General features: G+C 55.1%; 17 protein-coding genes and 2 tRNA genes. 7 read left to right on the top strand and 12 right to left on the bottom strand.

Annotated elements, in window-relative coordinates; all coding sequences use genetic code 11:
• The first annotated feature begins 9 nt into the window (after positions 1-9).
• Positions 10-1,401 (top strand): sigma-54-dependent Fis family transcriptional regulator, encoded by a 1,392-nt coding sequence (locus HS105_10630; protein ID MBE7517047.1) that lies wholly within the window; start codon positions 10-12, stop codon positions 1,399-1,401.
• On the opposite strand, the gene rsmG is transcribed toward HS105_10630, so the two are convergent.
• From rsmG to HS105_10610, 4 genes are all read right to left on the bottom strand, one after another.
• Positions 1,362-2,027: a 16S rRNA (guanine(527)-N(7))-methyltransferase RsmG gene (gene rsmG / locus HS105_10625; protein MBE7517046.1), complete on the bottom strand. Its 666-nt coding sequence runs from the start codon at positions 2,025-2,027 to the stop codon at positions 1,362-1,364. The genes HS105_10630 and rsmG overlap by 40 nt on opposite strands.
• A gap of 78 nt (positions 2,028-2,105) precedes the next feature.
• Positions 2,106-2,192: transfer RNA gene (locus HS105_10620), tRNA-Leu, on the bottom strand.
• Positions 2,193-2,255: 63 nt separating this feature from the next.
• Positions 2,256-2,702: an ImmA/IrrE family metallo-endopeptidase gene (locus HS105_10615; protein MBE7517045.1), complete on the bottom strand. Its 447-nt coding sequence runs from the start codon at positions 2,700-2,702 to the stop codon at positions 2,256-2,258.
• Between the two features lie 39 nt (positions 2,703-2,741).
• A complete protein-coding gene (locus HS105_10610; protein MBE7517044.1) occupies positions 2,742-3,281 on the bottom strand; it encodes a helix-turn-helix domain-containing protein in 540 nt (179 codons plus the stop codon).
• A 148-nt stretch (positions 3,282-3,429) separates the two neighbouring features.
• Between HS105_10610 and HS105_10605 the strand changes: the two genes are divergently transcribed.
• Positions 3,430-3,505 (top strand) — tRNA-Thr (locus HS105_10605).
• Positions 3,506-3,566: 61 nt separating this feature from the next.
• Here HS105_10605 and HS105_10600 read toward each other — a convergent pair.
• The 6 genes from HS105_10600 to acs form a co-directional block, all read right to left on the bottom strand.
• On the bottom strand, positions 3,567-4,511 hold the full coding sequence (locus HS105_10600) for an LD-carboxypeptidase (protein MBE7517043.1): 945 nt from the start codon (positions 4,509-4,511) through the stop codon (positions 3,567-3,569).
• A gap of 133 nt (positions 4,512-4,644) precedes the next feature.
• On the bottom strand, positions 4,645-4,893 hold the full coding sequence (locus HS105_10595) for a hypothetical protein (GenBank protein MBE7517042.1): 249 nt from the start codon (positions 4,891-4,893) through the stop codon (positions 4,645-4,647).
• A 110-nt stretch (positions 4,894-5,003) separates the two neighbouring features.
• On the bottom strand, positions 5,004-7,670 hold the full coding sequence (locus HS105_10590; GenBank protein MBE7517041.1) for a hypothetical protein: 2,667 nt from the start codon (positions 7,668-7,670) through the stop codon (positions 5,004-5,006).
• 177 nt (positions 7,671-7,847) lie between these two features.
• Positions 7,848-8,393, bottom strand: a complete 546-nt coding sequence (gene msrA / locus HS105_10585) for a peptide-methionine (S)-S-oxide reductase MsrA (protein MBE7517040.1) — start codon at positions 8,391-8,393, stop codon at positions 7,848-7,850.
• 2 nt (positions 8,394-8,395) lie between these two features.
• Entirely contained in the window at positions 8,396-9,016 is a 621-nt protein-coding gene (mtnB, locus tag HS105_10580; GenBank protein ID MBE7517039.1) for a methylthioribulose 1-phosphate dehydratase, read from the bottom strand.
• Positions 9,017-10,969: an acetate--CoA ligase gene (acs, locus tag HS105_10575; GenBank protein MBE7517038.1), complete on the bottom strand. Its 1,953-nt coding sequence runs from the start codon at positions 10,967-10,969 to the stop codon at positions 9,017-9,019.
• A gap of 127 nt (positions 10,970-11,096) precedes the next feature.
• On the opposite strand from acs, the gene HS105_10570 reads away from it, so the two are divergent.
• Both HS105_10570 and HS105_10565 read left to right on the top strand, forming a co-directional pair.
• A complete protein-coding gene (locus HS105_10570; protein MBE7517037.1) occupies positions 11,097-12,608 on the top strand; it encodes a xylose ABC transporter ATP-binding protein in 1,512 nt (503 codons plus the stop codon).
• 6 nt (positions 12,609-12,614) lie between these two features.
• The gene (locus HS105_10565; GenBank protein MBE7517036.1) at positions 12,615-13,769 is read left to right on the top strand and encodes a sugar ABC transporter permease; all 1,155 of its coding nucleotides are present in this window, start codon (positions 12,615-12,617) and stop codon (positions 13,767-13,769) included.
• Between the two features lie 100 nt (positions 13,770-13,869).
• On the opposite strand, the gene HS105_10560 is transcribed toward HS105_10565, so the two are convergent.
• Together HS105_10560 and HS105_10555 are read right to left on the bottom strand one after the other, a co-directional pair.
• Positions 13,870-14,460: a CDP-alcohol phosphatidyltransferase family protein gene (locus tag HS105_10560; protein ID MBE7517035.1), complete on the bottom strand. Its 591-nt coding sequence runs from the start codon at positions 14,458-14,460 to the stop codon at positions 13,870-13,872.
• Positions 14,457-15,320, bottom strand: a complete 864-nt coding sequence (locus HS105_10555) for a metallophosphoesterase (protein ID MBE7517034.1) — start codon at positions 15,318-15,320, stop codon at positions 14,457-14,459. Before HS105_10555 ends, HS105_10560 begins: the two co-directional genes overlap by 4 nt.
• A 184-nt stretch (positions 15,321-15,504) precedes the next feature.
• On the opposite strand from HS105_10555, the gene HS105_10550 reads away from it, so the two are divergent.
• From HS105_10550 to smc, 3 genes are all read left to right on the top strand, one after another.
• Complete coding sequence (locus HS105_10550; protein ID MBE7517033.1) at positions 15,505-18,933, top strand: TonB-dependent receptor; 3,429 nt, start codon at positions 15,505-15,507, stop codon at positions 18,931-18,933.
• A gap of 131 nt (positions 18,934-19,064) precedes the next feature.
• Positions 19,065-19,826 (top strand): DUF4388 domain-containing protein, encoded by a 762-nt coding sequence (locus tag HS105_10545; protein ID MBE7517032.1) that lies wholly within the window; start codon positions 19,065-19,067, stop codon positions 19,824-19,826.
• A 64-nt stretch (positions 19,827-19,890) separates the two neighbouring features.
• Positions 19,891-23,682: a chromosome segregation protein SMC gene (gene smc / locus HS105_10540; GenBank protein MBE7517031.1), complete on the top strand. Its 3,792-nt coding sequence runs from the start codon at positions 19,891-19,893 to the stop codon at positions 23,680-23,682.
• Positions 23,683-23,717 lie beyond the last annotated feature (35 nt).

Below are 23,717 nucleotides of genomic sequence, written 5' to 3'. Positions count from 1 at the left end.
CCAATTCTTATGGCCCGTTTATTGGTAGTTGATGATGAAAAGAATCTAAGGCTTGTCGTCCAAAAGGAGATGGCACGCCAGGGGCACGATGTTGAGGTCGCGGAGGACGGTGAGGCGGCGTGGTCGCTGATACAAGAGCACGACTTCGACCTTGTTCTCTGTGACATAAATATGCCGCGGCTGGACGGCATGGCGCTTTTGCGCCGAATAATGGAGCAGTGCCAGAATCCGCCGGAAATGATAATGCTGACGGGGCAGGCTACTGTCGAGACCGCGATCGAGGCAATGAAACTCGGGGCATACGATTATCTGACAAAGCCCTATCGCATCGGCGAACTCGGCGCTTTGGTCACAGCCGCGTTCGGCAAACAGCAGCTAAAGATCGACAATCAAAGGCTTCGTGCTCAGATAGCACGATCGGCACAGTCGCTTCCCGATATCGTCGCCGAATCGCAGCAGATGAAAGAGGTTTTGCGGCTAATTAAACGCGTTGCTCCGTCGGACACGTCGGTTTTGATCACGGGCGAGTCCGGAGTCGGCAAAGAACTCGTTGCCCAAGCGATACACCGCCTGAGCCGGCGTGCCGACAAGCCGTTCATCGATCTGAACTGTGCTGCATTGCAGGACACTCTGCTGGAAAGCGAACTCTTCGGCCACGAAGCCGGTGCATTCTCGGGCGCGCGCACGCGAAAGCTCGGGCTATTCGAGATCGCCGACGGCGGAACATTGTTTCTTGATGAAGTGATGGAGATGCCGATGCAGCTGCAGTCAAAACTGCTGAGGGCCCTTGAGACACGATCGTTCTTTCGCGTCGGCGGCCTAAAGAAGGTTGATGTTGACGTGCGCGTGATCGCGGCTACCAATCGCGAGAAGGAAGCTGCGATAGCCGACGGTGTGTTCCGATCGGACCTGATGTACAGGATCAACAGTTTTGAAATTAACGTGCCGCCGCTGCGCGAACGCTGTGAGGATATCGAACCGCTTGCAAAGCACCTGCTTCGCAAACTTGCAGGCCAGAACGAGCCTGAACTCTCGCCGGCGACGGTCGAGGCCCTGCTTGCATTTGAATGGTCGGGCAATGTACGACAGCTGCGCAATTGTCTCGAAAGGGCCGTTCTGCTGGCGGATCACGGCGTGATCACGCCGCGTGAACTGCCGCCGGAGATAGCATTTCCGGCGGAAAAGCCTTTGGTGCAGATCAATTACAGTGTAAACGGCAAAGCGCCGGCGGCAGAGTTTCAGAACGCGTCATCCGCGAACCTGCGCGATGTCGAACGTCAACAGATACTCGGCGCACTCGAACGCACAGGCTGGCATCGCGGCAAGACGGCCGACATCCTCGGCATCTCCCCTTCGACACTTTATCGCCGCCTGCGCGAATACGGACTCGATATCCGATGAGCAGCATCTTTGCGAGGCCGACGCTGCGTTATGAATAGGAACCTTCGGTCGCTAAGAGGCATCAACCGGCTTTCAAAAGGCATTCCTTGGCCTGTAAGGGCTTCGGCAAGGGTCTTGCCGCCGAACAGGAGCATTCGCCGCCCCTTTGCCCATTTCACAAGTGCAGGCAGCTTCTCGGTGAATTTATCGAGTGCACGGCAAGTAACGGCGCCGAAGCCTTCGGCGGTCGTTTCGCTGAACTGACGGTTGATCACGGTCACGCGGTCCGTGAGGCCGAGTTCATCGACGGCTCTCTGCAGAAAGGCCGCCTTTTTTTCTTTTGATTCGATCAAGGCCGCGCGTAGGTCTTTCCGCACGAGTACACAGGGAAGCGACGGCAGTCCGCCGCCGGAGCCTACATCAGCTATGTTGGAGTTTTGCGGCCGGTGAGGCAAAAGAGTAAGCGATTCGAGAATGTGTCGTGATGCGAATTCCTCCGGCGGGCAGGCTGCGACGAGGTGCAGCAGCGGATTGTGCTCGGACAACAGATTGTAATACGCATCGAGCGCCGCGATCTGATCGTCCGAGAGGCATATGCCGAACGCTGTTTGCCGGGACCGTAGAGCCGTTTCCAATTCCGATGCCATAGTTGAACGGTGCCCGCGTTCCTAAAACAAAAAGGGACGTACGCGGCCGCACATCCCTCGTATCTTACACGTTATTGTTGGTGCGGACGAGAAGAATCGAACTTCCACTCTGTAACCAGAACAGGCTTCTGAGACCTGCGCGTCTACCAGTTCCGCCACGTCCGCAATTCGGGCGAATGTTGAGAATACTAATTCAGCGGCGCTTTTTCAAGGAACAAGCCTATGTCGTCAGATACCAAAGCACTCGAATGCTTCGATCCGCCGCGCAATGATGTCTTGATCGGCACCATCGGCGATGAGTTCCTCAGGCGTCAAAGAGATCAAACGCGGCCTCGGGATGAGTGCACACGCGGCAAAGAGGTCTGCCTCACTCTCGGCACGTGATCGCCCGCCTACGCTGTGGAACTTGGCCATAGTGTCAAATCCCGGTGCGTGGAAGAGGAAATGCCCAAGTTCGTGGAACATCACGAAAAGTTTCTCGACCGGCGGCAATGTGCTGTTGATCGCGATATGATCGTGCCCTTTGATGCGGAAATAGAATCCGCCGACGCGCATCGGCAGTTCATCGACACAGACCCCGAACCGCTCACATATCCGATAGAAATCGTCTTCGTCAAGCGGGTGTTCGTTCCAGCCGATATCCAGATCTTTGAGCTTTGTGAGGAGCGTGATCATCCGTGTTGCACTATCGCAGCAATATACCACACATAGTTGTCAGTCTTCTATCGAAAGAACTCGGTCGAGGATACGCCTTGCATCTTTTAATGCCTCGATCTTTTCTTCGGATGAGAATTTCTCCCATCCGCGGAAAAAGGCAACGCCGAAGTCTGAAGGATATTTCCGGCCATCGGCCTCGAGCCATATTTGCATGATCTTTTCCGGGGCAATGCTCTCGGCAACGGCGGCTTTGAGATCAAATGCGTTGGTGCTTCGCCCGGTCGGGACGATCAGGCCCGCCAGTCGTACATCGATCATTTCCGCGATCTTTCGCTCGATGAATTTGTCCATGCCGATGGGCGGGACACGCCCACCGTACATATCTCCGCGGCCGGTCAAGAGCCAATTCAATGATACATTCGTTGTATTGGCGATCTTTATCAGGACCTCAGCCGACGGCAGACGGCCTTCTTGGTAATAGTTGCGAATGGTTGCGTGCGGTACGCCCAGCATTCGTCCGACCTCAGCCATCGAACGATGCTCAAACGTCAGATGAAGCCGTTCGATAAAAGCACTGTTACGTTCGTGTTGAGGCATAATACGAGTGTTATAGCGTAAAAATTGCCATTCTTCAAACACCGCTTCGCCATTTGACTTTAACACTTTTAATTTCGTAAACTTATCAATTCGGCTTTGCCGAAAATGGCTCCTATGCGTTCGTATAGGAGCATGGCCTTACAAATAGGCCACCCTAGCTCAGTTGGTAGAGCATTCGATTCGTAATCGAAAGGTCGTCGGTTCAAATCCGACGGGTGGCTCCACATAAGACTGCACTATATAAATTACTTTCCAACCGAAAGCGGCCCGAAACGGCCGCTTTTCTCATTGCACCGCGGTTTCAAGAAATGTGAGTGTCGCGGCAGATGTATCAAGCTCGGCTTCGATGCCGTATGGGATGGTCATGTTATCGCGGATATGGCCGAATGAGAGGCCGTAAAAGACCGGTATGCCAAGGTCGCCGAGGCGGTCGCGGAGCACGTCCATAACAGGTGAGGCGTCTTTTGCATTCTCAGCATTCTTGTCGTCAAAGATCCCGAGGGCGATCCCCGCAAGCGAGCGAAGATCGAGGCTCTGCCGAAGCTGCGTCAGCATTCGGTCGATGCGGTACGGCGGTTCTTCGATCTCTTCGATAAAAAGGATCTTTCCCTTTAAACCTTTCAGCGCGAACGGTGTGCCCGCAAGCGATGATAGCAAAGAAAGATTGCCGCCGGTGAGCCGGCCGCGTGCTTTTCCCTTGACGATCTCAAGTCCGCGATAGAGGGCCGACGGCTTTGCGTTATTGAATTCCGATCTTTCGACTCGAAACGGGGCAGACGGCTCGGCGATGACGCCAAGCACATTTGAGCGTGTGAAGTCGCTGTATTCTGATGATGCTACCGGCCCGTGGAACGTCACAAGGCCCGTCGCTTGGCTTATTGCGATATGCAGGGCAGTAATATCCGAAAAACCGATGAATATCTTTGGATTGTTCTTGATGAGGCGGTAGTCGATCCGCTCAAGCAGCCTTGGGGAGCCGCCGCCGCCGCGGATACACCACACTGCGTTGATCTCCGGGTCGGAAAAGGCCCAATGCAGGTCTTTGAGCCGTTCTGCATCGGCGGCTGACAGAAATCCAAGCCGGCCGCGTGCCGAAGCACCGATCTTGACCTTATAGCCCATCGTCGTCATGCTCGCTACAGCCTTGTCAAAAGCCTCAGGGGTCGCGCCGCTTGCGGGAGCGATGATCCCTACGGTATCACCCTTTTTCAGGCGCTTTGGTTTGATCATTTTTGGTGCGGATCCCGAGTGTGCAGACATCGATCTTGCGGCGAACGGCAATGCAGCTGCACTTTTGATAAGGTCACGGCGATTCATTGTCTGACCGATGATAAATTACCGATGCGTGAAATAGCAACATCCTTTATCGTTCTAAAAGCGAATTCAGGCGACGCTCTACCGTTCCGAAGTCCTTTCCCGGCCAGAGCTGTTCACCGAGTTGATAGAGATGATCAAGCATCGGGAACGGCCGTGCACTCGCGATCGCACGCGACCACTCATCGGTTCCGCCGCATTCGCGCAGCACACATTCGGCCTCGTCCGTCGGAAGTTCGTTAAGCCAAGCAAGTTTTTTATAGATGACGCGCTGCACGTTCGGTGCTATCTCTGACAATCAAGATACACGTATCTTTTCTACGGGACAATTTGGCATTGCACAAAAAAACAGCGGCCGCCCAAAAAAGGACAGCCGCTGAGTCAAAGTTGTCGAAATGACGGAGTGTCTTATTGCTCCGCGACCCAATCAACATCGAAAAGGTCGTTGTCCAGCGACACCATGCGAGTCATCGGTATGAACGTGTAACTCTTTGCGCTTACAGCGATCACGGCTGTCTGGCCTGCCGGAATATCATCAAATTGATAGTATCCGAAAGAGCCGGTCCTCGTGACGTGCTGAGTGCCGTCAGCTTCGATCAGTGCAACGACGACGTTACGGACGCCGCTGCCGGACCGCAGCGTTATGCGGCCGGATACGTTCACTCCGCCGGCTGAAGGCAGCAGATAAAAGCCGGCATCGTAAGTGTGATCATTCGAACCGGGGCCGCCGGTGGTGACGTTGATCACAGGGAAGTTGCCCGCGGGCGAGCCCGGAGGATTCGATACGGTAACCGCATCTGAATCGGATGCGTCCTTATCGCCGAGCTGGGACGTTTGATCTACCCTTGTCAGAAGGAGACTCTTGAGCGGGCCGCCATTCGCATAATCAGCGGGCCGGTCAAAGCGTATCTGATACGCAGTGTCGAACTGAATACCGCCATTGACCTGGCCGATATTATCGTTGGTATTAGCATCAACGGACGTACTGCTGACGAAGTAGTATTCTCCGTTTGCGTCCGTAACAGCGGTTCCGACCAGGGTCGAGCCGAGATAAAGACGGACCTGAACGCCGGCAATGCCGTTCTCGCCGGGGTCCTGAACACCGTTGCCGTTCGTATCTAGCCACACGCGGTTGCCGATCTCTAGAGGCGCTGCGTCACATAGGGCTACAACATTGCCGATGCCGTTCGCTTTACCGAAATCGCCGTCATTTACCTGATAACCGCGATTCTGCGCGCCGGTGCCGTTCACGAACCAGCGGAAACCTTGCGCATCGTAAACGTTCGTTCCCGCCAGGTAGATCGGGTCAAAGATGCTTGCGATCATTACATTCTGACCGGGGATCTGAGCTACTGCTCCAAGCCCGACCTCGTCGTGCGGCGTGCCATTCGGATGATAGTTCTCCTGATAGTAGTATTCGCCGCCTCCGGGCCCTTCATTGCTGCCCGTCGGGCCGTTCCCGATACCGCCGCAGCGGGCGTTGCTCTCAAGCGTCCAGCCGTTCGTCGGATCGCCGCATGCTCTGAGAATATCGCCTGCGGTAATACCCTTTTTCGAGTAATCGTTAGGCTGTGACGGATCGCTTGGAATATTGTATCCCGTTTGATCGCCGTCACGGTCGCGTAACGCAAGGATCATATTTCCTCGATCAAAGTCTATGTCCGTCAGCATCGGCTGAGGATAAATGAAGTGCAATGTACTGATCGTTTGATATGTCGTCCTCCAGTTCCTCCAATTTGCACTATAGCCGGGATCCGTCTCCTGGCGTGTGTAGTTGAGCTGGAAGTTCAAGGTCGCTGATCCGGCAAAAGTATTCGTTGTCGGGTCGAACGTATAGACGTACCCGCGAAGATTGGTTGATGTAGATCCGCTCGCCGTTTCACGCGAGCACACCGCTCCTACATATATCTTTCCGGCGTACCAACTGACGGCAAAAGGCCTGACATCAGCAGCATTGTTGCAGTTGGGCATCGACGTCGGGAACGCATATCGCGTGATGGTTGTATTGTTAAGCGGGCCGCTTGTGGGTATCTTGTAGAGCCGGCGATCCGCCAAATTCATTGCATAGAGGTAGCTCTCGTCCTCATTTAGTGCGATGCCGCCGAATGCGACCTTGCCGACCGCATCCCATGTCGTGTTGCCATTGTCGGTAAGATAATTGTTTGTGTTGTGAGGATTTGCACCCGCAGTATTCGCTCCGAACACGCTGTTCAGATCGACAAAGGTTGTAACAAAGCCTGTATTGCGATCTATCTGATAGATCGCACCCGTTCCGGCCAAACCAAAGTTCGAGTGCTTCTTCATATAAGCAGCCGTAAAGATGCGTCTCGAAGTACGGTGATATGCGATGCCGAAAGTAGTACCTATCTCGTCCAGTGTCGCCAGACTTGTGCCCGTTGGTGAAAGAAAGTCGCTGAACGCACCCGGAAATGAACCATTCTCTGTTCCGGTTCTTGTGCTTCCGGCCCAGAATGGGAACGTGAAGGCAGCTCCGGGAGTGTTCGTGTTGCCCATCCCGTAGAGCTGGGAACACATTGTCGGGTTATTTTGGCAGTAATCAGATGGCCGATGCAGTGCGAGGTTTACGTCGGAAGTATTTGCGTTCGGTACGAAATGTACGGTCGAGCCGGCCGTGGTTGCCGAGTTGGCATTGACTGACGAAGCACTCCGTGCGGAAGGTTTCAGGTCCGCAGGCAGATTCGTAAATTCGATTCGGTAAGGGCCTGTGCCCGTAACTGCGATCGAATATGTTCCGTTCGCTGCCGATGTGGCCGTGCCGCGTGACGTTCCCGCCGGATCGTATGCGGTAACGGTTACTCCTTGCACACCGATATCCACAGATGTGGGTTGTGCGGCAGTACCGCCGGACGTGTCGTACTCGCCGTTCATATTGAAGTCGAGAAATACCCGCCCGCTTACGGTCGCTGCGTGCGGAGCCAATCCTGCCCTGTCCGAAATGCGTTCAGATTGAGCCTCGGCGGAATTGTACTTAACGACAAACATACTGACCGCAAACATTGCGATCATTGCACCGAATATGACCGCGCGCAGGCGGCCCGACGTTATCTTTAACATAATGATCTTTTGGAGTTCCGCATCGGGTGATGCGTTCGCTGAATTTGATCTCCGAGACAGCCGTCCCGGGGTTTTGCGATGGAGGTATCGGACCGCAAACCCGTCCGACCTGTTAATTTTACTTAAGCGGAGAGAAAGGTGTCAAGCAGTTTTTTTAACGTTTAATTTTCTTGAACACTACGGTCTCAAATCTGCTGAATATTTTTGTCGAAACTTAGCGACCTTTGGCGCTACAACGACCGCGCAATAGGGCTGATCCGGGTTATTCGCAAAGTACTGCTGGTGGTAATCTTCGGCCGGCCAGAAATGCTCAAATCGGGTGACTTCCGTTACGATCGGCTTGTTGTAAAGATGTTCGGACATTATCTCGACAATTACCTCTTGGGCGGTCCTTTCCTGCTCATCATTATGGTAGAAGATCACAGAGCGATACGATGGGCCGATATCGTTGCCTTGCCGGTCCTTCGTCGTGGGGTCGTGTACGGTAAAGAAGATGCGGAGCAGGTCGCGATACGAGAGAACCTCGGGATCGAAGCGTAGCTGAACGACCTCAGCGTGGCCTGTGGTTTGTGTGCAAACCTCCTGATAGGTCGGGTTGTCGGTATGTCCGCCGCTATAGCCGGAGACAATATCGACCACGCCGTTCAGGCCTTCAAGAACGGCCTCCGTACACCAGAAACATCCGCCGCCGAGTGTTGCGGTCTCTAAATTGTCTGTTGTCATACTTAACGTTTTCTCTCGGCTACTTCGAACAGGAATTCCAGGATCTCGATGTTGTGCCGAGCTTCTTCGACCGAACTGCCCCAAGTATAAAGTCCGTGGCGTCGGATATAAATGCCGTGTATGGATGAATTCTCGAGTAATACGTTCTCGATCACGTGGGCAAGGGCGATCTGATCGGCAGCATTCTCGATAATAGGCACTGATTCAGTGTGTTCGAGATCGGCCACACCGCTCAGGCCTTTCATCGCCTCATAACCGTGAAGGGTGATCGAGCCGTCAACAAAGCATCGGTCGGCCAGGATAACGCCCGGAACACTTTGCGAATACAAGATGCAGCGTGCACGCGGCCGCAACCGGTAGATCGTAAGGTGAAGGAGCGTTTCGTCAGAGGGACGGCCGAAGCCCTGCAGTATTTCGGCATCGTCATCGAGTTCGAGAAAGTTGGTTTCATCGAGCATCGCTTTCTCGATACCTGCGGCCGTAATGCACAAACGCAGCGGCTTGCGTGCCAGCAGCACCGAGTAATTGCCGCAGGAACCATGTGCCCAACCGCGCTGATAGAATGAACGGCCTACGACGGAAAGCTCTTGGGTCGGATTTTGTACAGGATCGCTATTCGGCATTTATTCCTCATCGCCACGCAGTTTTTCGAGAACAGAGAAGTCTTCAAGCGTTGTTACATCGCCGGCGACCTCGCCGCTTGTAGCAAGTTCCCTAAGGAGCCGCCTCATGATCTTTCCGGAACGTGTCTTCGGCAGTGCATCGGTGAAACGTATGTCGTCGGGTTTTGCCAGCGCGCCGATCTCCTTGGCGACGTGGGCGCGAAGCTCATCTTTTAGCTCGGGGCTGCCGCTTCGGCCCGCTTCGAGTGTGACGAAGGCGGCGATCGCCTGGCCCTTTAGCTCATCGGGACGGCCGACGACCGCGGCCTCGGCAACGGCTTCGTGCGAGACGAGTGCTGATTCGACCTCGGCAGTGCCAAGGCGATGGCCGCTGACATTTATCACGTCATCAACGCGGCCCATGATCCAGAAGTATCCGCGTTCGTCGCGGCGCGCTCCGTCGCCGGCGAAATAAACGCCCGGTATCTCCGACCAATACGCCTGTTTGTAGCGTTCGTCATCGCCCCAAAGCGTACGGAGCATCGAGGGCCAAGGGTGCTTTACGACGAGGTAGCCGCCTTCGTTAACGCCGACCGATTCGCCATTGCGTTTTACGATATCAATCGAGATGCCGGGCAGCGGCAATGTCGCCGTTCCCGGAACCGTCGGCGTCGCACCCGGCAGCGGCGAGATCATCGTCGCCCCCGTTTCCGTCTGCCACCAAGTATCGACAATGGGGCAACGCTCCTTGCCGATGATCGTGTGGTACCACATCCATGCTTCCGGGTTTATCGGCTCGCCGACGGTTCCCAGAAGTCTTAAAGATGAAAGGTCATGCTTTAACGGATATTGCTCGCCCCAACGGATAAAGGAGCGGATAGCGGTCGGTGCAGTGTAAAGGATGTTGACGCGATGGCGTTCGATGATATCCCAGAAGCGGTCAAAGTCAGGATAGTTCGGTGCACCTTCGTACATCATCACGGTCGCGCCGTTCGCAAGCGGCCCGTAGACGACGTATGTGTGTCCTGTAACCCAACCGATATCCGCGGTACACCAATAGACGTCCTCATCTTTGAGATCAAAGGTCAGTTTTGTCGTATATGCACTTTGTGTGAGGTAGCCGCCGGTCGTGTGGAGAATACCTTTCGGCTTGCCGGTCGTGCCGGAAGTATAAAGGATATACAGCGGATGCTCGGAATCGAGTTCAACGGGCGGGCAGTCGGCATCGACAGTTTCGACAAGTTCGTGCCACCAGTGGTCGCGTCCGTGCTGCATACTTATCTCGCTGCCGGTACGCTTATAAACGATGACATCCTTGATGGTCGGGCACTCTGCGGCCGCCTCATCCACGATCGCTTTCAGCATTATTTCCTTGCCGCGTCGGTAGCACCCGTCGGCGGTAATAACGGCAACACAGCCGCCGTCATTGACACGGCCTCGTATCGCGTCAGCCGAGAACCCGCCAAAGATCACTGTGTGCGTTACGCCGATCCGGGCACAGGCGAGCATTGCAACAGCAAGCTCGGGTACGAGCGGCATATAGATCGCAACGCGGTCGCCGGTCTTAACGCCGAGTTTCTTTAATACATTCGCAAAGCGGCACACTTCGCGATGAAGCTGCAAATAGGTGAGCGTACGCTGTTCGCCGGGTTCGCCTTCCCAGATGAACGCGGCCTTGTTCTTTCGCCACGTTGTCAGGTGCCGATCAATGCAGTTGTATGACGCGTTGATCTTGCCGCCGACGAACCACTTGGCGAACGGCTCATTCCATTCAAGCACGGTATCCCATTTCTTGAACCAATCGAGGCTCTCGGCTTGTTTTGCCCAAAATGCGGGGATATCGGCCGCCGCCTCATCATATTGGCGTCGGTATTCCTCGAATGATCCGATATGCGCCTTTGCGGCGAACTCTTTCGGCGGATAAAAAACGCGGTTCTCATTAAGTACCGAGTCAATGGTCTTTGCGTCTGACATATTGAGATAAGTATAAATTATCCGACATACTGACGGAAACATCTATTTAGGGCGACATAAGTCACGGCCTTGGACAAAGGGCCGTCTGTGTGTAAAATCGGCGAAGAAAAATTTTCACCGAACAACTATGCCGCTGCTCGAAATGCGAGACATCGTCAAGGAATTTCCGGGTGTTCGAGCCCTCGATGGAGTAAGTCTCGCTCTCGATGGCGGCGAATTCCATTCGCTTGTCGGCGAGAACGGCGCCGGCAAATCCACACTGATGAAAGTGCTTTCGGGCGTTCATCCTGTCGGCAGTTTTGAAGGCGAGATACTTATTGATGACGCCGTGTGCGAGTTTCGTGGCATACGCGATTCGGAGTCCGCCGGCATCGCGATCATCTTTCAGGAACTCTCGCTCGTGAAGGAGTTGACCGTCGGCGAGAATATCTTTCTCGGGCAAGAGCCGCACCGCTTCGGCATTATTGATTGGGCAGAGTTATATCATCGGGCATCCGACCTGTTGCGGGGACTGAAGCTTGATATCGATCCGCGTGTCAAGGCCGGTAGCCTCGGCATCGGCCAGCAGCAGCTTGTCGAGATAGCAAAGGCCCTCAGCAAGAACGCCCGCATACTGGTGCTCGATGAGCCGACCGCAGCACTTACAGAATCTGAGGTCGAGACGCTTTTCAATATTCTGACCGTGCTTCGCGAACGCGGCGTCGGGATGATCTACATTTCTCACAAACTGGACGAAGTATTCCGAATGAGCGATCGGATCACAGTTCTGCGCGACGGGCGTACTATCGGAACCTACAACGTGAATGATCTGACAAAGGATCGGGTCATTTCGGCAATGGTCGGCCGGGAGGTCGGAGACATTTTCCCCGGAGCCGATCATACGTTCGGTGATACAGCCTTTTCGGTCAAAGGCCTGACTGTTCACGACGTTGATAACCCGAGCAGAACTGTCGTTTCCGATGTCTCATTCGATCTGCGGCAAGGCGAGGTGCTCGGTATCGCGGGGCTTATGGGTGCCGGCCGCAGCGAACTGCTTATGGGCATCTTCGGAGCATGGGAAGGCCGCTGTACGCGTGAGATCATGATCGACGGAAAACGGGCAGATATTCGTACGCCGGCGGATGCCATTGATGCCGGAATCGGATTTGTTACGGAGGACCGAAAACGCTTTGGCCTGATCCTGGATCAGTCGATACTCGACAACATTACACTTGCCGGCCTAAAGCTGATCTCGGGGCGATTCTTTACCGATCGGAGCCGTGAATCCCGCGCCGCCGAAGGCCCGATGAAAAGTCTTCGGATAAAAGCGAATTCGGTGCTGACCGCCGCAGGAACGCTTTCCGGAGGCAATCAGCAAAAGGTCGTGCTCGGCAAATGGCTGCTGACGCGGCCGAAGATACTGTTTCTCGATGAGCCGACACGCGGCATTGATGTCGGTGCAAAACAGGAGATATACGCCGAGATAAACCGGTTGGCAAAAGAAGGCCTCGCGATCGTGCTTGTTTCGAGTGAACTTCCCGAGGTGCTCGGACTGTCGGACCGCATACTGGTGATCCACGAGGGTACGATCGCGGCAGAATTCAGCCGCACGGAGGCAACGCCCGAACGTATAATGGCCGCGGCGACCGGGAACCAATAGACCACGATGAGCAACACACAAAACAATTTCCTCAGCGGATCGTCGCTCCGAGCGTATGTCATGCTCGGCGTTCTCGGGCTGATCTGGCTCTTCTTTCATTGGGCGACGGGCAATACCTTCCTTACGGCGCGCAACCTATCGAACCTGATGACGCAGATGTCGGTTACCGGGATCCTGTCGGTCGGTATGCTGATGGTGATCGTGTCAGGGAATATTGATCTCTCGGTCGGGTCGGTACTCGGATTTGCGGGCGGAGTTGCGGCTTGGGCACTGCTTAACGGCTACGGTTTGCCCGCGGCCATTGCCCTTACGATAGCGGTCAGCATTGGCGTGGGCGTTTTGCAGGGAGCATTAACGGCATATCTGAATATCCCGGCGTTCATCGTAACGCTCGGCGGCCTTCTTGCGTGGCGCGGCGCGGTGAAGTGGCTCCTTGGCGGAAATACCGTACCGATATCGAATGAGACCTTCAAGGCATTCGGCCAGAGCTACATAGGAACAACGGCAGGATGGATCATTGCAGCGGCGGCGATCGCGGCCGTTCTGTTCATGGCGACGCGACGCGCCCGCAGCGCAAAGATATACGGCCTCGGCGAGGCGGATCATAAGGGCGAATTGCTCAGATCGATCCTGCCGATCGCGGCCATTATTGCATTCGTCTGGGTGATGAATTCGTACGAGAATAACGGCGTTTATGTCGGGGTTCCGACACCTGTGCTGATACTTCTCGCGGTTGCGATGATCGGCGGTTTTATTACGACCTCAACGACCTTCGGCCGTTACCTTTATGCGATCGGCGGCAATGCGGACGCTGCACGCCTCTCCGGCATCAATAACCGCTTCAATGTACTGAAGGTCTTTGCTGTACTCGGTGCGGCAACGGGCCTCGCCGCGATGATCTTTGCCGGGCGTGTCGGAAGTGCGACGCCGGATGCGGGCACGCTAAAGGAACTCGATGCGATCGCTGCTTGCGTTATTGGCGGAGCGTCGCTCATCGGCGGACGCGGCACCGTTTTCGGTGCGTGCCTCGGAGCGCTGATAATGGCGACGCTGGATAACGGAATGTCGCTGCTCGGTGTGCGCGATTTTATGCAGGATATCGTAAAAGGGACGATCCTTGTTGTCGCCGTCGGGCTGGATATGATCGGCCGCCGAGCCTGAGATCGTATCGATCTTTCGCCGCCGCCGCTATGGACAGAGAGTTCGAAAGCGGCCAAATTCAACGCGGTCATGAGATCGACAGTGTGCCGCAGTTGGCGGTTCATACCTGCTCGTGGTCCGCTTCGCGCATCAGTTTCATAACGTGAAATATGTAATGAACGCCTGACGCCGCGGCAAAGAACGCGACGGTGATATAAACGGTAGGCAGATAAAAACCACCAAGCTGAGGGAAAACCACATCGATCATGATGAGCAGGACACCGAGGACCTGTACGAATGTGCTCGCCTTTCCGAGTTTTGAAGGCTTGAAGCCCCGGAAGCCCGTCATAATATTTATGGCTCCTGCGACGGCGACTATAAGAATGTCTCGTGCGATTACCGTGATCGTAACGTACGGTTCGACCGGCAAGTGCCTCGGCGGCGGCGAATCAAAGACACCGGGAACCGAAAGGATGATGAATGCAGTTGTCATCAGCAGCTTATCCGCTATCGGATCGATCACCGTGCCGAGCTCACTTTCCTGCTTGAAATGCCGGGCTACAAAGCCGTCTATGCCATCGGAAATACCGGCAACGGCAAATGCCGCAAGCGCCCAATCATAATGGCGATAGACCATCAGCATCGCGAAGATCGGTACCAGCACGATCCGCAAGAAAGTGAGTATGTTGGCGAAGGTCAGGACGCTGTTCATACAGGGCAGCGAAGTTCTAAGACGGTGATCTCGGGAGGGCATTGATAACGAACGGGCAACACGACCGTGCCGATGCCGCGCGTGATATAAACTTGTGAATTTCGGCGCCGGTGCAGTCCGGCTTTCAGCCGTCGCGAAGGCCACAGGCGTTTTTCGTCATCGCGAAGCTTCACCTGCCCACCGTGGGTATGTCCGCTGAGTGTAAGGTCAACGCCGAGTTTGGCCGCCTCGCGGAAGATAAGCGGATTATGAGCGAGCAATATCTTGACCTCATCCGGATAGGAGCCTCGCAGTGCCGCTGCAACATCGGTTTTACCGACCATATAGTCATCAACACCGCATAGCCAAAACCCTACACCGCGAGCCTCGATGCGAAGGCCTTCATTCACGAGCATATTGATGCCTTCGCCGCGAAAAAGGTGGGTAACGAGGCCGGCGTCCGTCCAGTGGTCATGATTGCCGAGACAGGCGTATGTGCCGTATGCCGCCCGCAACTTAGCGAGCGTTTCGGCGACAGGAGCGATGTATTCGGTTTCGTGCGAGACATAATCGCCCGTCAGGACAACAAGCCCGGGTTTCAGTCTGTTGACGATCTTAACCGCGCGTTCGACGTGCGCGAGCGGCGTGAGAGGGCTGTGATGAATATCCGAGAGCTGAACTATCCTGAAGCCGTTTAGTTTTCGAGGCAGTTGCTTGAGCGTGATCGCAACCCTTTCGAGCGAGAGGCTGTTTGCCTCGTCCATCGCATTTCTTGCGCGTTTTGACCATGTGCCCGCAAGCTTGCGGATCGGAGCATCCGATGCGACGAACGAATTTATGCGTTCTGTAAATTTTGATCGTTTTGTCGCGGTATTCACCATATGCCGAAACTTTGTTGGATTATAGCCTGCAGGAAATGTCTTTACAATGAACCTGCACTGATAACATTATCGCCCGCGGCGACCGCTTTTCCGAAGGGGCTTTGCTAAACTCTTGCATTGCGAATGGCCGGAAATTTCGGTACGATGTCAAAACATTTCGTCTTTAACTATCAGGAGTGCGTTTATGATCAGAAAAGTTGCCCCGTTCATCGCGGTCTTCGCGGTGATGTTGGCTGTGTGTTCTTTTAGTGTCCTCGGGCAAGATCTCGATGACGTTACGATCAGCGGCAAGGCCGCCGATGCAAATGGGCTTCCTGTGGTCGGTGCTGCAATTACCGCTACAGAGACTATTACCGGTTCAAAGCGTACGGTGGTTACCGACGCCGAAGGACGCTACCGGTTTCTGAAACTGAGGCCGGGCACCTACACGATCGAAGCCTCGGCAAGCGGTTTCGGCTCACAGATCACGCCGCAGATAATCGCCGTTTCCGCCGATAACCTCGTCAAAGATTTCAAGCTCGAACCCGCAGCCATAACCGCCGAACAAACCGTTACCGTAACCGAGGATGACACTCCTGTAGTGGACGAAACCCGAACAACGGTCGGCGGCACTATCACGTCGCAGGAGATAGAAGAGCTGCCGAATACAGACCGCAATGCACTCGACCTCGTCTTGACACTCGGCGGAACTTCGGAAGAGCAGCTTTCGACCAACGGCCTCGCCGATGATCGGTTGCAGGCGCCGAGCGGAGCACCGCTCGAACAGGGCAACTTCTCGATCTCGGGCGGCACGGCCTACTCAAATAACATTACTATTGACGGCCTTGATAATAACGATGACCGCTCATCACGCGACCGTTTCCAGCCGTCGCTCGAAGGCATTGCGGAAGTACAGGTGATCTCGAACCAATTCTCCGCAGAATACGGACGTGCATCAGGCGGACGTATCAATCTGCGGACGCGTTCCGGCGGTGCAAAGTACAGAGGCCGGATCTTCGGCTTTTTCCGCGACGCGAATCTTAACGCCAACACTTGGTACAACAACAGCAGATCGATAGCACGTCCGCCGATGCGCGACATTAATCCCGGCTTTACGATCAGCGGCCCGATCATTTTCCCGCTTTTCTTTGACGGCCGTAAGCATAAGACGTTCTTCGCTGTCGCTTATGAATACGACAAACTCGAGGACACTACGCTGATCGACGCGTATCTGCCGCTTATCCCGAATCCGCGTTATGCGCTGCCGAGCCCGACAGGCACAACGCAGTATTGTGACAACTCAAGCCCGGCCGCTTGTACCGCAACGCCGCCGACGGCAGCCTTTATATCGGCATATAACAAGACTTACAGTACGCCGAACAAAAGCAATATATTGACCGCACGAGTTGATACCAACCTTTTTAAGAACAACGACCTGACGGTCGGCTTCCAGTTCGGCCGCAAGAATAACAAGCGTACCAGCGGTGTTACGGTGAACCGCCTTGAAGACGCTTTCCAGGCAAAGAATATCAACACGAACGCCTTCAACATCACCGATAACCATGTCTTTGGTGCACGGGCTGTAAATCAGATACGTTTTCAGTGGTCTGACTACAAACCGAGCTTTGAGGCCCCGAATCCGTTCGATCCGGTCGTGATCGTTAGTTATCGCGATCCGATAACGAATACCGTAAAGAGCCTTGTAATGGGTAACTCGACGGTGAGTTCGGGCAGCAACTTTCCGGATACGCGTAACGAGGTCCGCTACCAGCTTCAAGATTCATTCACCTACGTTGCGGGCAGTCACACCCTTAAGATGGGTGTTGACTTCCAGAACGTTAATTCGCATGTAACGAATCTCGGCGATGCGACAGGCACATTCAACTTTGGCAGCTCACTCGATTTTGCCAACAACAAACTTAACCGATTTCGTCAGAATTTCGGCACCGCTCAGGATGTGAAGAATACATATATGGGATTCTTCTTTAACGATCAGGTGCAGCTCTTCAATAAAGTAACCATGAGCGCCGGGCTTCGCTATGAGCGTGAGACGGCTGTCAAGGATAACAACAACTGGGGCCCGCGTATCGGTATTTCATGGAATCCGTTCAAGAGCGGACGCGGCGTGATCCGTTTCGGCGCGGGTATGTTTTACAATCGCGTTCTGCTTAGGACGGTGGGCGATTCCATTCAAAATACCGCCGGAACACTGGTTAACTTTGACACGAACAAGATCGGAACATCTGCAACGGATTCCCGCCGTGTTGCGATCCTGGCGGCCCTGTCCACTAATTTTCCGGGAACATACCCGACGGCTGATGAACTCCGTTCTCTTGTTACGGCGGCGTGTGCGACAGTTGTTTCGCCGCTCGGGCCGTGTAATTCGAACACCGGCTTTACCGTAGGGAACGTATCGAGCGCAGGCAATCCGCTTCGATCGGTCGAGCCTGACCTCAAGATACCGGAAAGCTATCAGTTCAATATCGGATTTGAACGTGAGATCATCAGGAATTGGGTTTTTGAAGCGAACTTTACAGTGAATAAGACGGTTCGCCTCTGGCGCGACTGGAACCCGAATGCCCCTCGCCTTCCGGGCGGATTCAGTGATTGGACGGCATGGCTGCTCGCTAACCCGTATCAATTGTCGCCTTCGCGGCAATACACATTTTTCCTTGGGCCGACGAATGATACCAGCGGCCTTCACGCAGGCTCGCCGACCAGCACGTCGAACTGCAATACGACCACAACGAACTGCTACGTCAACTTGAACACGACTAACTCAAGTTCGACCGCACCCGCCGTTGCCGTGATCGGACAGAACAATAATGCGACCGGTGCCCCGATCGGTATTGCGACCGCGGCAATCGCGCAGTTCCGCCCTGATCCGACGGTGCAGGAAACTTCGCGCATCGGCTCGATAGGCAACGCATTCTATAAAGGGTTGATCCTTGAGCTTCGCAGCCGTTACCGCAAGCTCGGACGCGGCTTCGGCTCGTCATTCCGCTTTGCCTACACTCTTTCGAGTACAAAGGATGACGGTTTGAACAATACCTCCAACGCAGAGATCAACGGTGATTTTGGCCGCGAATGGGCCCGCAACACGCAGGACAGGCGCCACCGCATCGCTGTTACAGGTGTATTCGATACGCCTTGGTGGTTGGGCAAACTGAGGTTCTCACCGCTGTTCCGCTGGGGCTCCGCGGCTCCGTTCAACCTGAGTGCGGGCGGTGTCGATCGCAATCTTGACGATGTCAGTACCGATCGCGTAAATTTCAGCGGCAATCTGAGCGATATCGTTTGGCGGCGTCCCGGCTCGCCGATCCCGACCTCGCTGCTTAGCCAATTTTCGCTTCCGCCGATCGGCGCGCGAAGCGGCAACGTTCCCAGAAATGCGGGTACAGGCCCGTCCTTTTATAACTTCAACATCAGTGTTACACGTGAATGGCGCTTTAAGGATCGCTTCCGCTTCCGCCCGGTTGTTGAGGTTACTAACATATTCAATAGTGCGATCTTCAGCTATGGCTCGGCATTTATCAATCTTGCCATTGCCCCGGCTGATTACGACAAATTCCTTGTCCCGACACGCACCTATAATCAGCGTCAGATACGGATAGGATTCAGGTTCGATTTCTAGCCGATGATCTGATCGTTGCTGTTAGGCCGCCTTTCGAGGCGGCCTTTCTTTTGCGGGCGAGCCGGAAAAAATCTGTGGTTAATAGCCGCGATCTGTGGTACTCTCATTGTTGAACAAGTTTGTTTCTTTCTATGAGCCGAATCCTTCCTGAGCCGTCCGTTCCCGTTTCTGAGACCTCCATTGAATCCGTGCTGCTCGACGCCGACCTTTTCGTAAAGTACAGTTCTCCGGATAAGGCGTTCGAGCTGCTCCGGACGGCGATCGAGCGAAGCCCGCGTTCGATCGATCTTCGCGAGAAGATGCGGGATGTAGCCGTGCGGGAGAAGAACTTGAACGAGGCCGCACGCCAATGTCTGGCCCTCGTCAGCCTCTATATCGCACGCGATAATTTGGATCTTGCCTATGATCGCCTGCAGGAGGCGAAGCTTCTCGATCCGCGCATCTCGGTAGCTCCGGGGCTTGAAGCGATCCGAAGGGCACGAAGACCGGATCTCGCCGTTCGCCGCGATCGCTCAGCGAATAAGGTCAGGAACGACGTTACGCTGGCAGGCGACCTTTCATTCGTTTCCATCTTTGATGCCGTCCAAGTAGTTGAGGGAGCAAAGATGACGGGCCTTCTGGTAATCAAGTCAGATCTTCATCTTGCCAATGTAGCATTCAACGGCGGAAAGATCGTCGATGCCGAGTGCAACGGTACGAATGGAGCCAAGGCATTCCGCGAGATCGTCGATATCGCGGAAGGGACATTCGAGTTCACCGCGTCCGAGCAAGACTTTCCGATAGTGATAAATATCACCAGCAATACAAATTTCCTGCTCGATATTCTGACCGAACTTGACCAAGAGAAGGCTGAAAAGCAAGGCACCAGAAACGTTGCGGACGAGCTGATATAGGTTGACTTAAAGCCGTAATTGCCACAAAATATAGTGCCTCTTAAAAAAACGGCACTAGATAGGGATGTTCAAGCTTTCACGTCTCGAAATTACTGGCTTTAAGTCTTTCGCCGATCACACTGAGATCGTATTCACCGGCAGCGGCATTACGGGCGTTGTCGGGCCGAACGGCTGCGGCAAGTCGAACGTCGCCGATGCGATCGCATGGGTGCTTGGCGAACAGCGTGCAAAATCGCTGCGCGGCGGCGAGATGAAAGATGTCGTCTTTGCCGGAACGCGGGATCGAAAGCCCGGCGGGATGGCCGAGGTCGTCCTCCACATGGTGCTCGACGACACCGTCGAGTTCAGCGATGAAAGCGATCTTGAGAATATAGACGAGGCATTGAGCGGGATCGACGAGAGCGCTGTTGATATGGATCTCATCGAAGCGATCGAACCCGAACGGGACGAAGCGCTCGATGCGGTAGCGGTGTCGCCGTTCGGAGACGCGGCTGACATAGCTGTCGAGAGTGTCAAGGCTGCACAGGTCGGCTCAGCACAGATCATTGAAACAAAAGTTAAAACGAAGCGCCGCTGGCGGCCGCGTTCCTTTGCCCTAGATTTTGCACCCGGCGAAGCCGTTTCTGTTACGCGGCGGCTCTATCTTTCCGGCGAGAGCGAATACCTGCTGAACGGCAAGACGTGCCGGCTCCGCGATATCTCAGACCTCTTTGCCGGCACGGGCCTTTCCGGTTCGCACTACGCGATCATTGAGCAAGGCCGTATCGGCCAGATACTTTCATCGAAGCCCGCCGACCGGCGAAATCTGATCGAAGAGGCGGCCGGCATATCGAAATTCCGCACACGGCAGCGTGCGGCCGAAACGCGGCTGGATAATGCGAGATCCAACCTCGGCCGCGTTACTGATATCATTTCCGAGGTCGATAAGCAGGTCAACTCGCTGCGTCGGCAGGCTGCTAAAACGCGTCGTTTTAAGGTTCTTCAGGAAGAGTTTCGCGTGCTTTTGCGGCAGCTGTACGCAGAAGAGGGCCGTTACTACTCCACGCTTTCCGAACAGATGAAGGCTGAGGCTGAAAAGGCTTCACACCTCGAAGCGGAACTTCATACCGAGCTTTCGGCAAGCGAAGCCGCTGCCCGCGATGCGACCGCTGCCGCACGTGCTGCGGAAGAAGGCCTTTCAGAACTTCGCCGCATCCATGCCGATAACGCATTGGAACGCGACAGGGCCGAACGCGAACATCTTTACAAGAGCGAACAGGTCGTCAATCTCAACGCCCGTATCGATACACTCAAAAGCGAGATAGCGGCCAGCGGCGGCCGGCTCGAAATGCTCGAGGGCGAGCTGATACGGCTTCGTGAGGACGACGAAAAAGAGGCTGCTGCATTTGCCGAAGCGGAAACGGAATTGGGTGCTGCCGAGGCGGCGTACGCCGAGCGCAGCCTTGCATTGGGCGATGTCGAGAAGCAGATCGAGACCGAAAGGGCAGACCTTTTGCAGCACACGGCAGCACTTGAACGGTTCGGCGAGATAGGACGTCAGTTGTCGATCAATCTTGAACGCCTGACACAGCGTTCATCGGGGCTCGAGGGCGAGGCCCGCCGCGCCGATGAGTCCTTCAGCGAAAATGAGCGTCAGGCCGCCGAGCTTGCAAAAACGGTCGCGGCTGAAGAGCAAAAGCTCAGCGAGCTTAATAGAGAAAGGGAAGAACTACTTGCCGTTACAGCATCTTCGCTTGATGAACTTCGCAGGAAAGAGCGGCGGCTAGGCGAACTCACGGACGAATATTCGGCGAAACGGCACAGGCTCACAACGCTCAGCGAGCTTGAAGAGAAGCGTGCGGTATATACGCCGCAGGTGCAGAAGATATTTGCAAAGCAGAGTTCGATCGGCATCGAGCTTGGCGGTGTCCTGGCCGACCGGCTCAACGTATCCGAAACGGCGGAAAGGGCGGTTGAATCCGCCTTTGGCGAGTATCTTCAGTCCGTTGTTGTAGGCTCGGTTGCAGATGCAAAGAAGCTTTCAGCGTGGCTCAGCGAGAACGGCATTGGCAGGACGGCGATGCTCATAATTCCGAAAGCCGCCGTCTCAGACGGTATTGTGAATAGGGGCGGCAACACCATTCGCGATCATCTCGGTGTCGATGGCGAGGTCGCCGCGGCACTGGCCGAGGTCTTTCCGCGTGAGATGTCCGCACGACTGGTTGACGATCTTGATAGTGCTCCGAAAGGCGAACTCGTGATCGACCGCGACGGTAATATGCTGATCGCGGGCAGGATGTTCGTCGGTGGCGGAAAGCGTGCGGCCGGCGGCCCGAATGAGTCGCTGCTTGCGTTCAAACGCGAGCTTAACGGCCTTGAACGCGAGGTCGGAAAACTTGCTCAGGACATCGAGACGGCACGCACCGCGGTCGATAATGCGCGGCTGGTGCTTACCGAGAATGAGGGCAGGATGGTCGATCTTCAATCGCTGATAATAAAGGTCGATCGCGGCGTTCACGGCCTGCAGATACAGCACCATTCTGCTCGCGAAGAGATCGAACGTGCCGAGCGGCACCGCCGTGTCGTCGGTGAAGAAGCCCGTCAAACGGCCGCCGAGATAGCCGAGGTTCGAGTGCTGCTCGAAGACGCTCAAGGCAACAAAGCCGCGGCAGAGACGGCCCGCATCGAATCGACCGAAAGACTTGCCCGGATCGGCACACAGTTGGCATCAGTTCGCTCGACGGTCGAGGAAGCGGCCTTTGTTTTGAACGATAAACGGCTTGCCGCCGCGACATCGGGCGAGCGCCGCCGAAGCGCTCAGAACGCTTTGCGGCGGGTCGAGAATGAATCAAAGGAGCTGAGATCGCGGCATACAGCTCTTGGCGTCGAACTGTCTGAGGCCGAGCAGAAGGTGCGTGATCTTCACACCTCGATCGCGGTGATCACGGACAGGATCGCCGGTGCGGGTGCCGAGGTCGAGCGTGAAAGCTCTGCCCTTGCCGCCGCAATGAACTCATTGGCCGAGCAGCGTGCTAATGCCGACGCAATGAGTGAGGCGTTGGCTGAGATCAACCGCCGTTTGGGCGAAGCACGCAACGAACGCGCGGCGGTCGAGATACATCAGGCCGAGGCCGTTACCGAACTTAAAAATATCGCTGAAAATTGCCAGCAGGAGCTTAACACTGCGCTCTCGGAGCTGATCGCAGGAAGCGAGCCTATCGAAGATTTTGATCTTGAGGCGGCGCGATCATCGGCTCATTCGCTGCGTGAACGGCTTGAGAATTTCGGTGCGATAAATATGCTTGCTCTCGAAGAGCTTGGCGAAGCTGAAGAGCGCTTCATCTTTCTCGAAACTCAGCGTACCGACATCGTTGACAGCATCGCGGCGACGGAAGCGGCTCTTCGTGAGATAAAGGAGCGTTCGCGTGCACGTTTTCGTGATGCGTTCGAGGCGATCAATGCGAATTTCACCGAGTTCTTCCATGAGCTGTTCGGCGGCGGACAAGGCCAGATGACGCTGCTGGACGCCGAGGATGTGCTTGACGCCGGCATCGAGGTGGTCGCTCAGCCGCCCGGCAAGCGTCTGCAAAACATCCTCTTGCTTTCGGGCGGCGAAAAGGCAATGACGGCGATCGCTCTTGTGATGGCCATTTTCAAATATCGCCCGTCGCCGTTCTGTCTGCTTGACGAGGTTGATGCGCCGCTTGACGACGCCAACGTCGGGCGGTTTGCCGCAAAGATCGCTGATATGTCCGAGAAGACGCAGTTCATCGTCATCACGCACAATAAACGTACGATGGAAGCGGCAAAGGCTCTCTACGGCGTAACGATGCAGGAGCCGGGCGTTTCGAAGATAGTCTCGGTCAAATTCGAGTAGCTGCTGCAACCGCACAGCGTCCGCAGAACATCATA

Origin of the sequence: Chloracidobacterium sp., from assembly GCA_015075585.1 — a bacterium.
Taxonomy (GTDB): domain Bacteria; phylum Acidobacteriota; class Blastocatellia; order Pyrinomonadales; family Pyrinomonadaceae; genus OLB17.
Note: the sequence above shows the minus strand (reverse complement) of the source record. Positions and strands in the feature narration are given on the sequence as shown.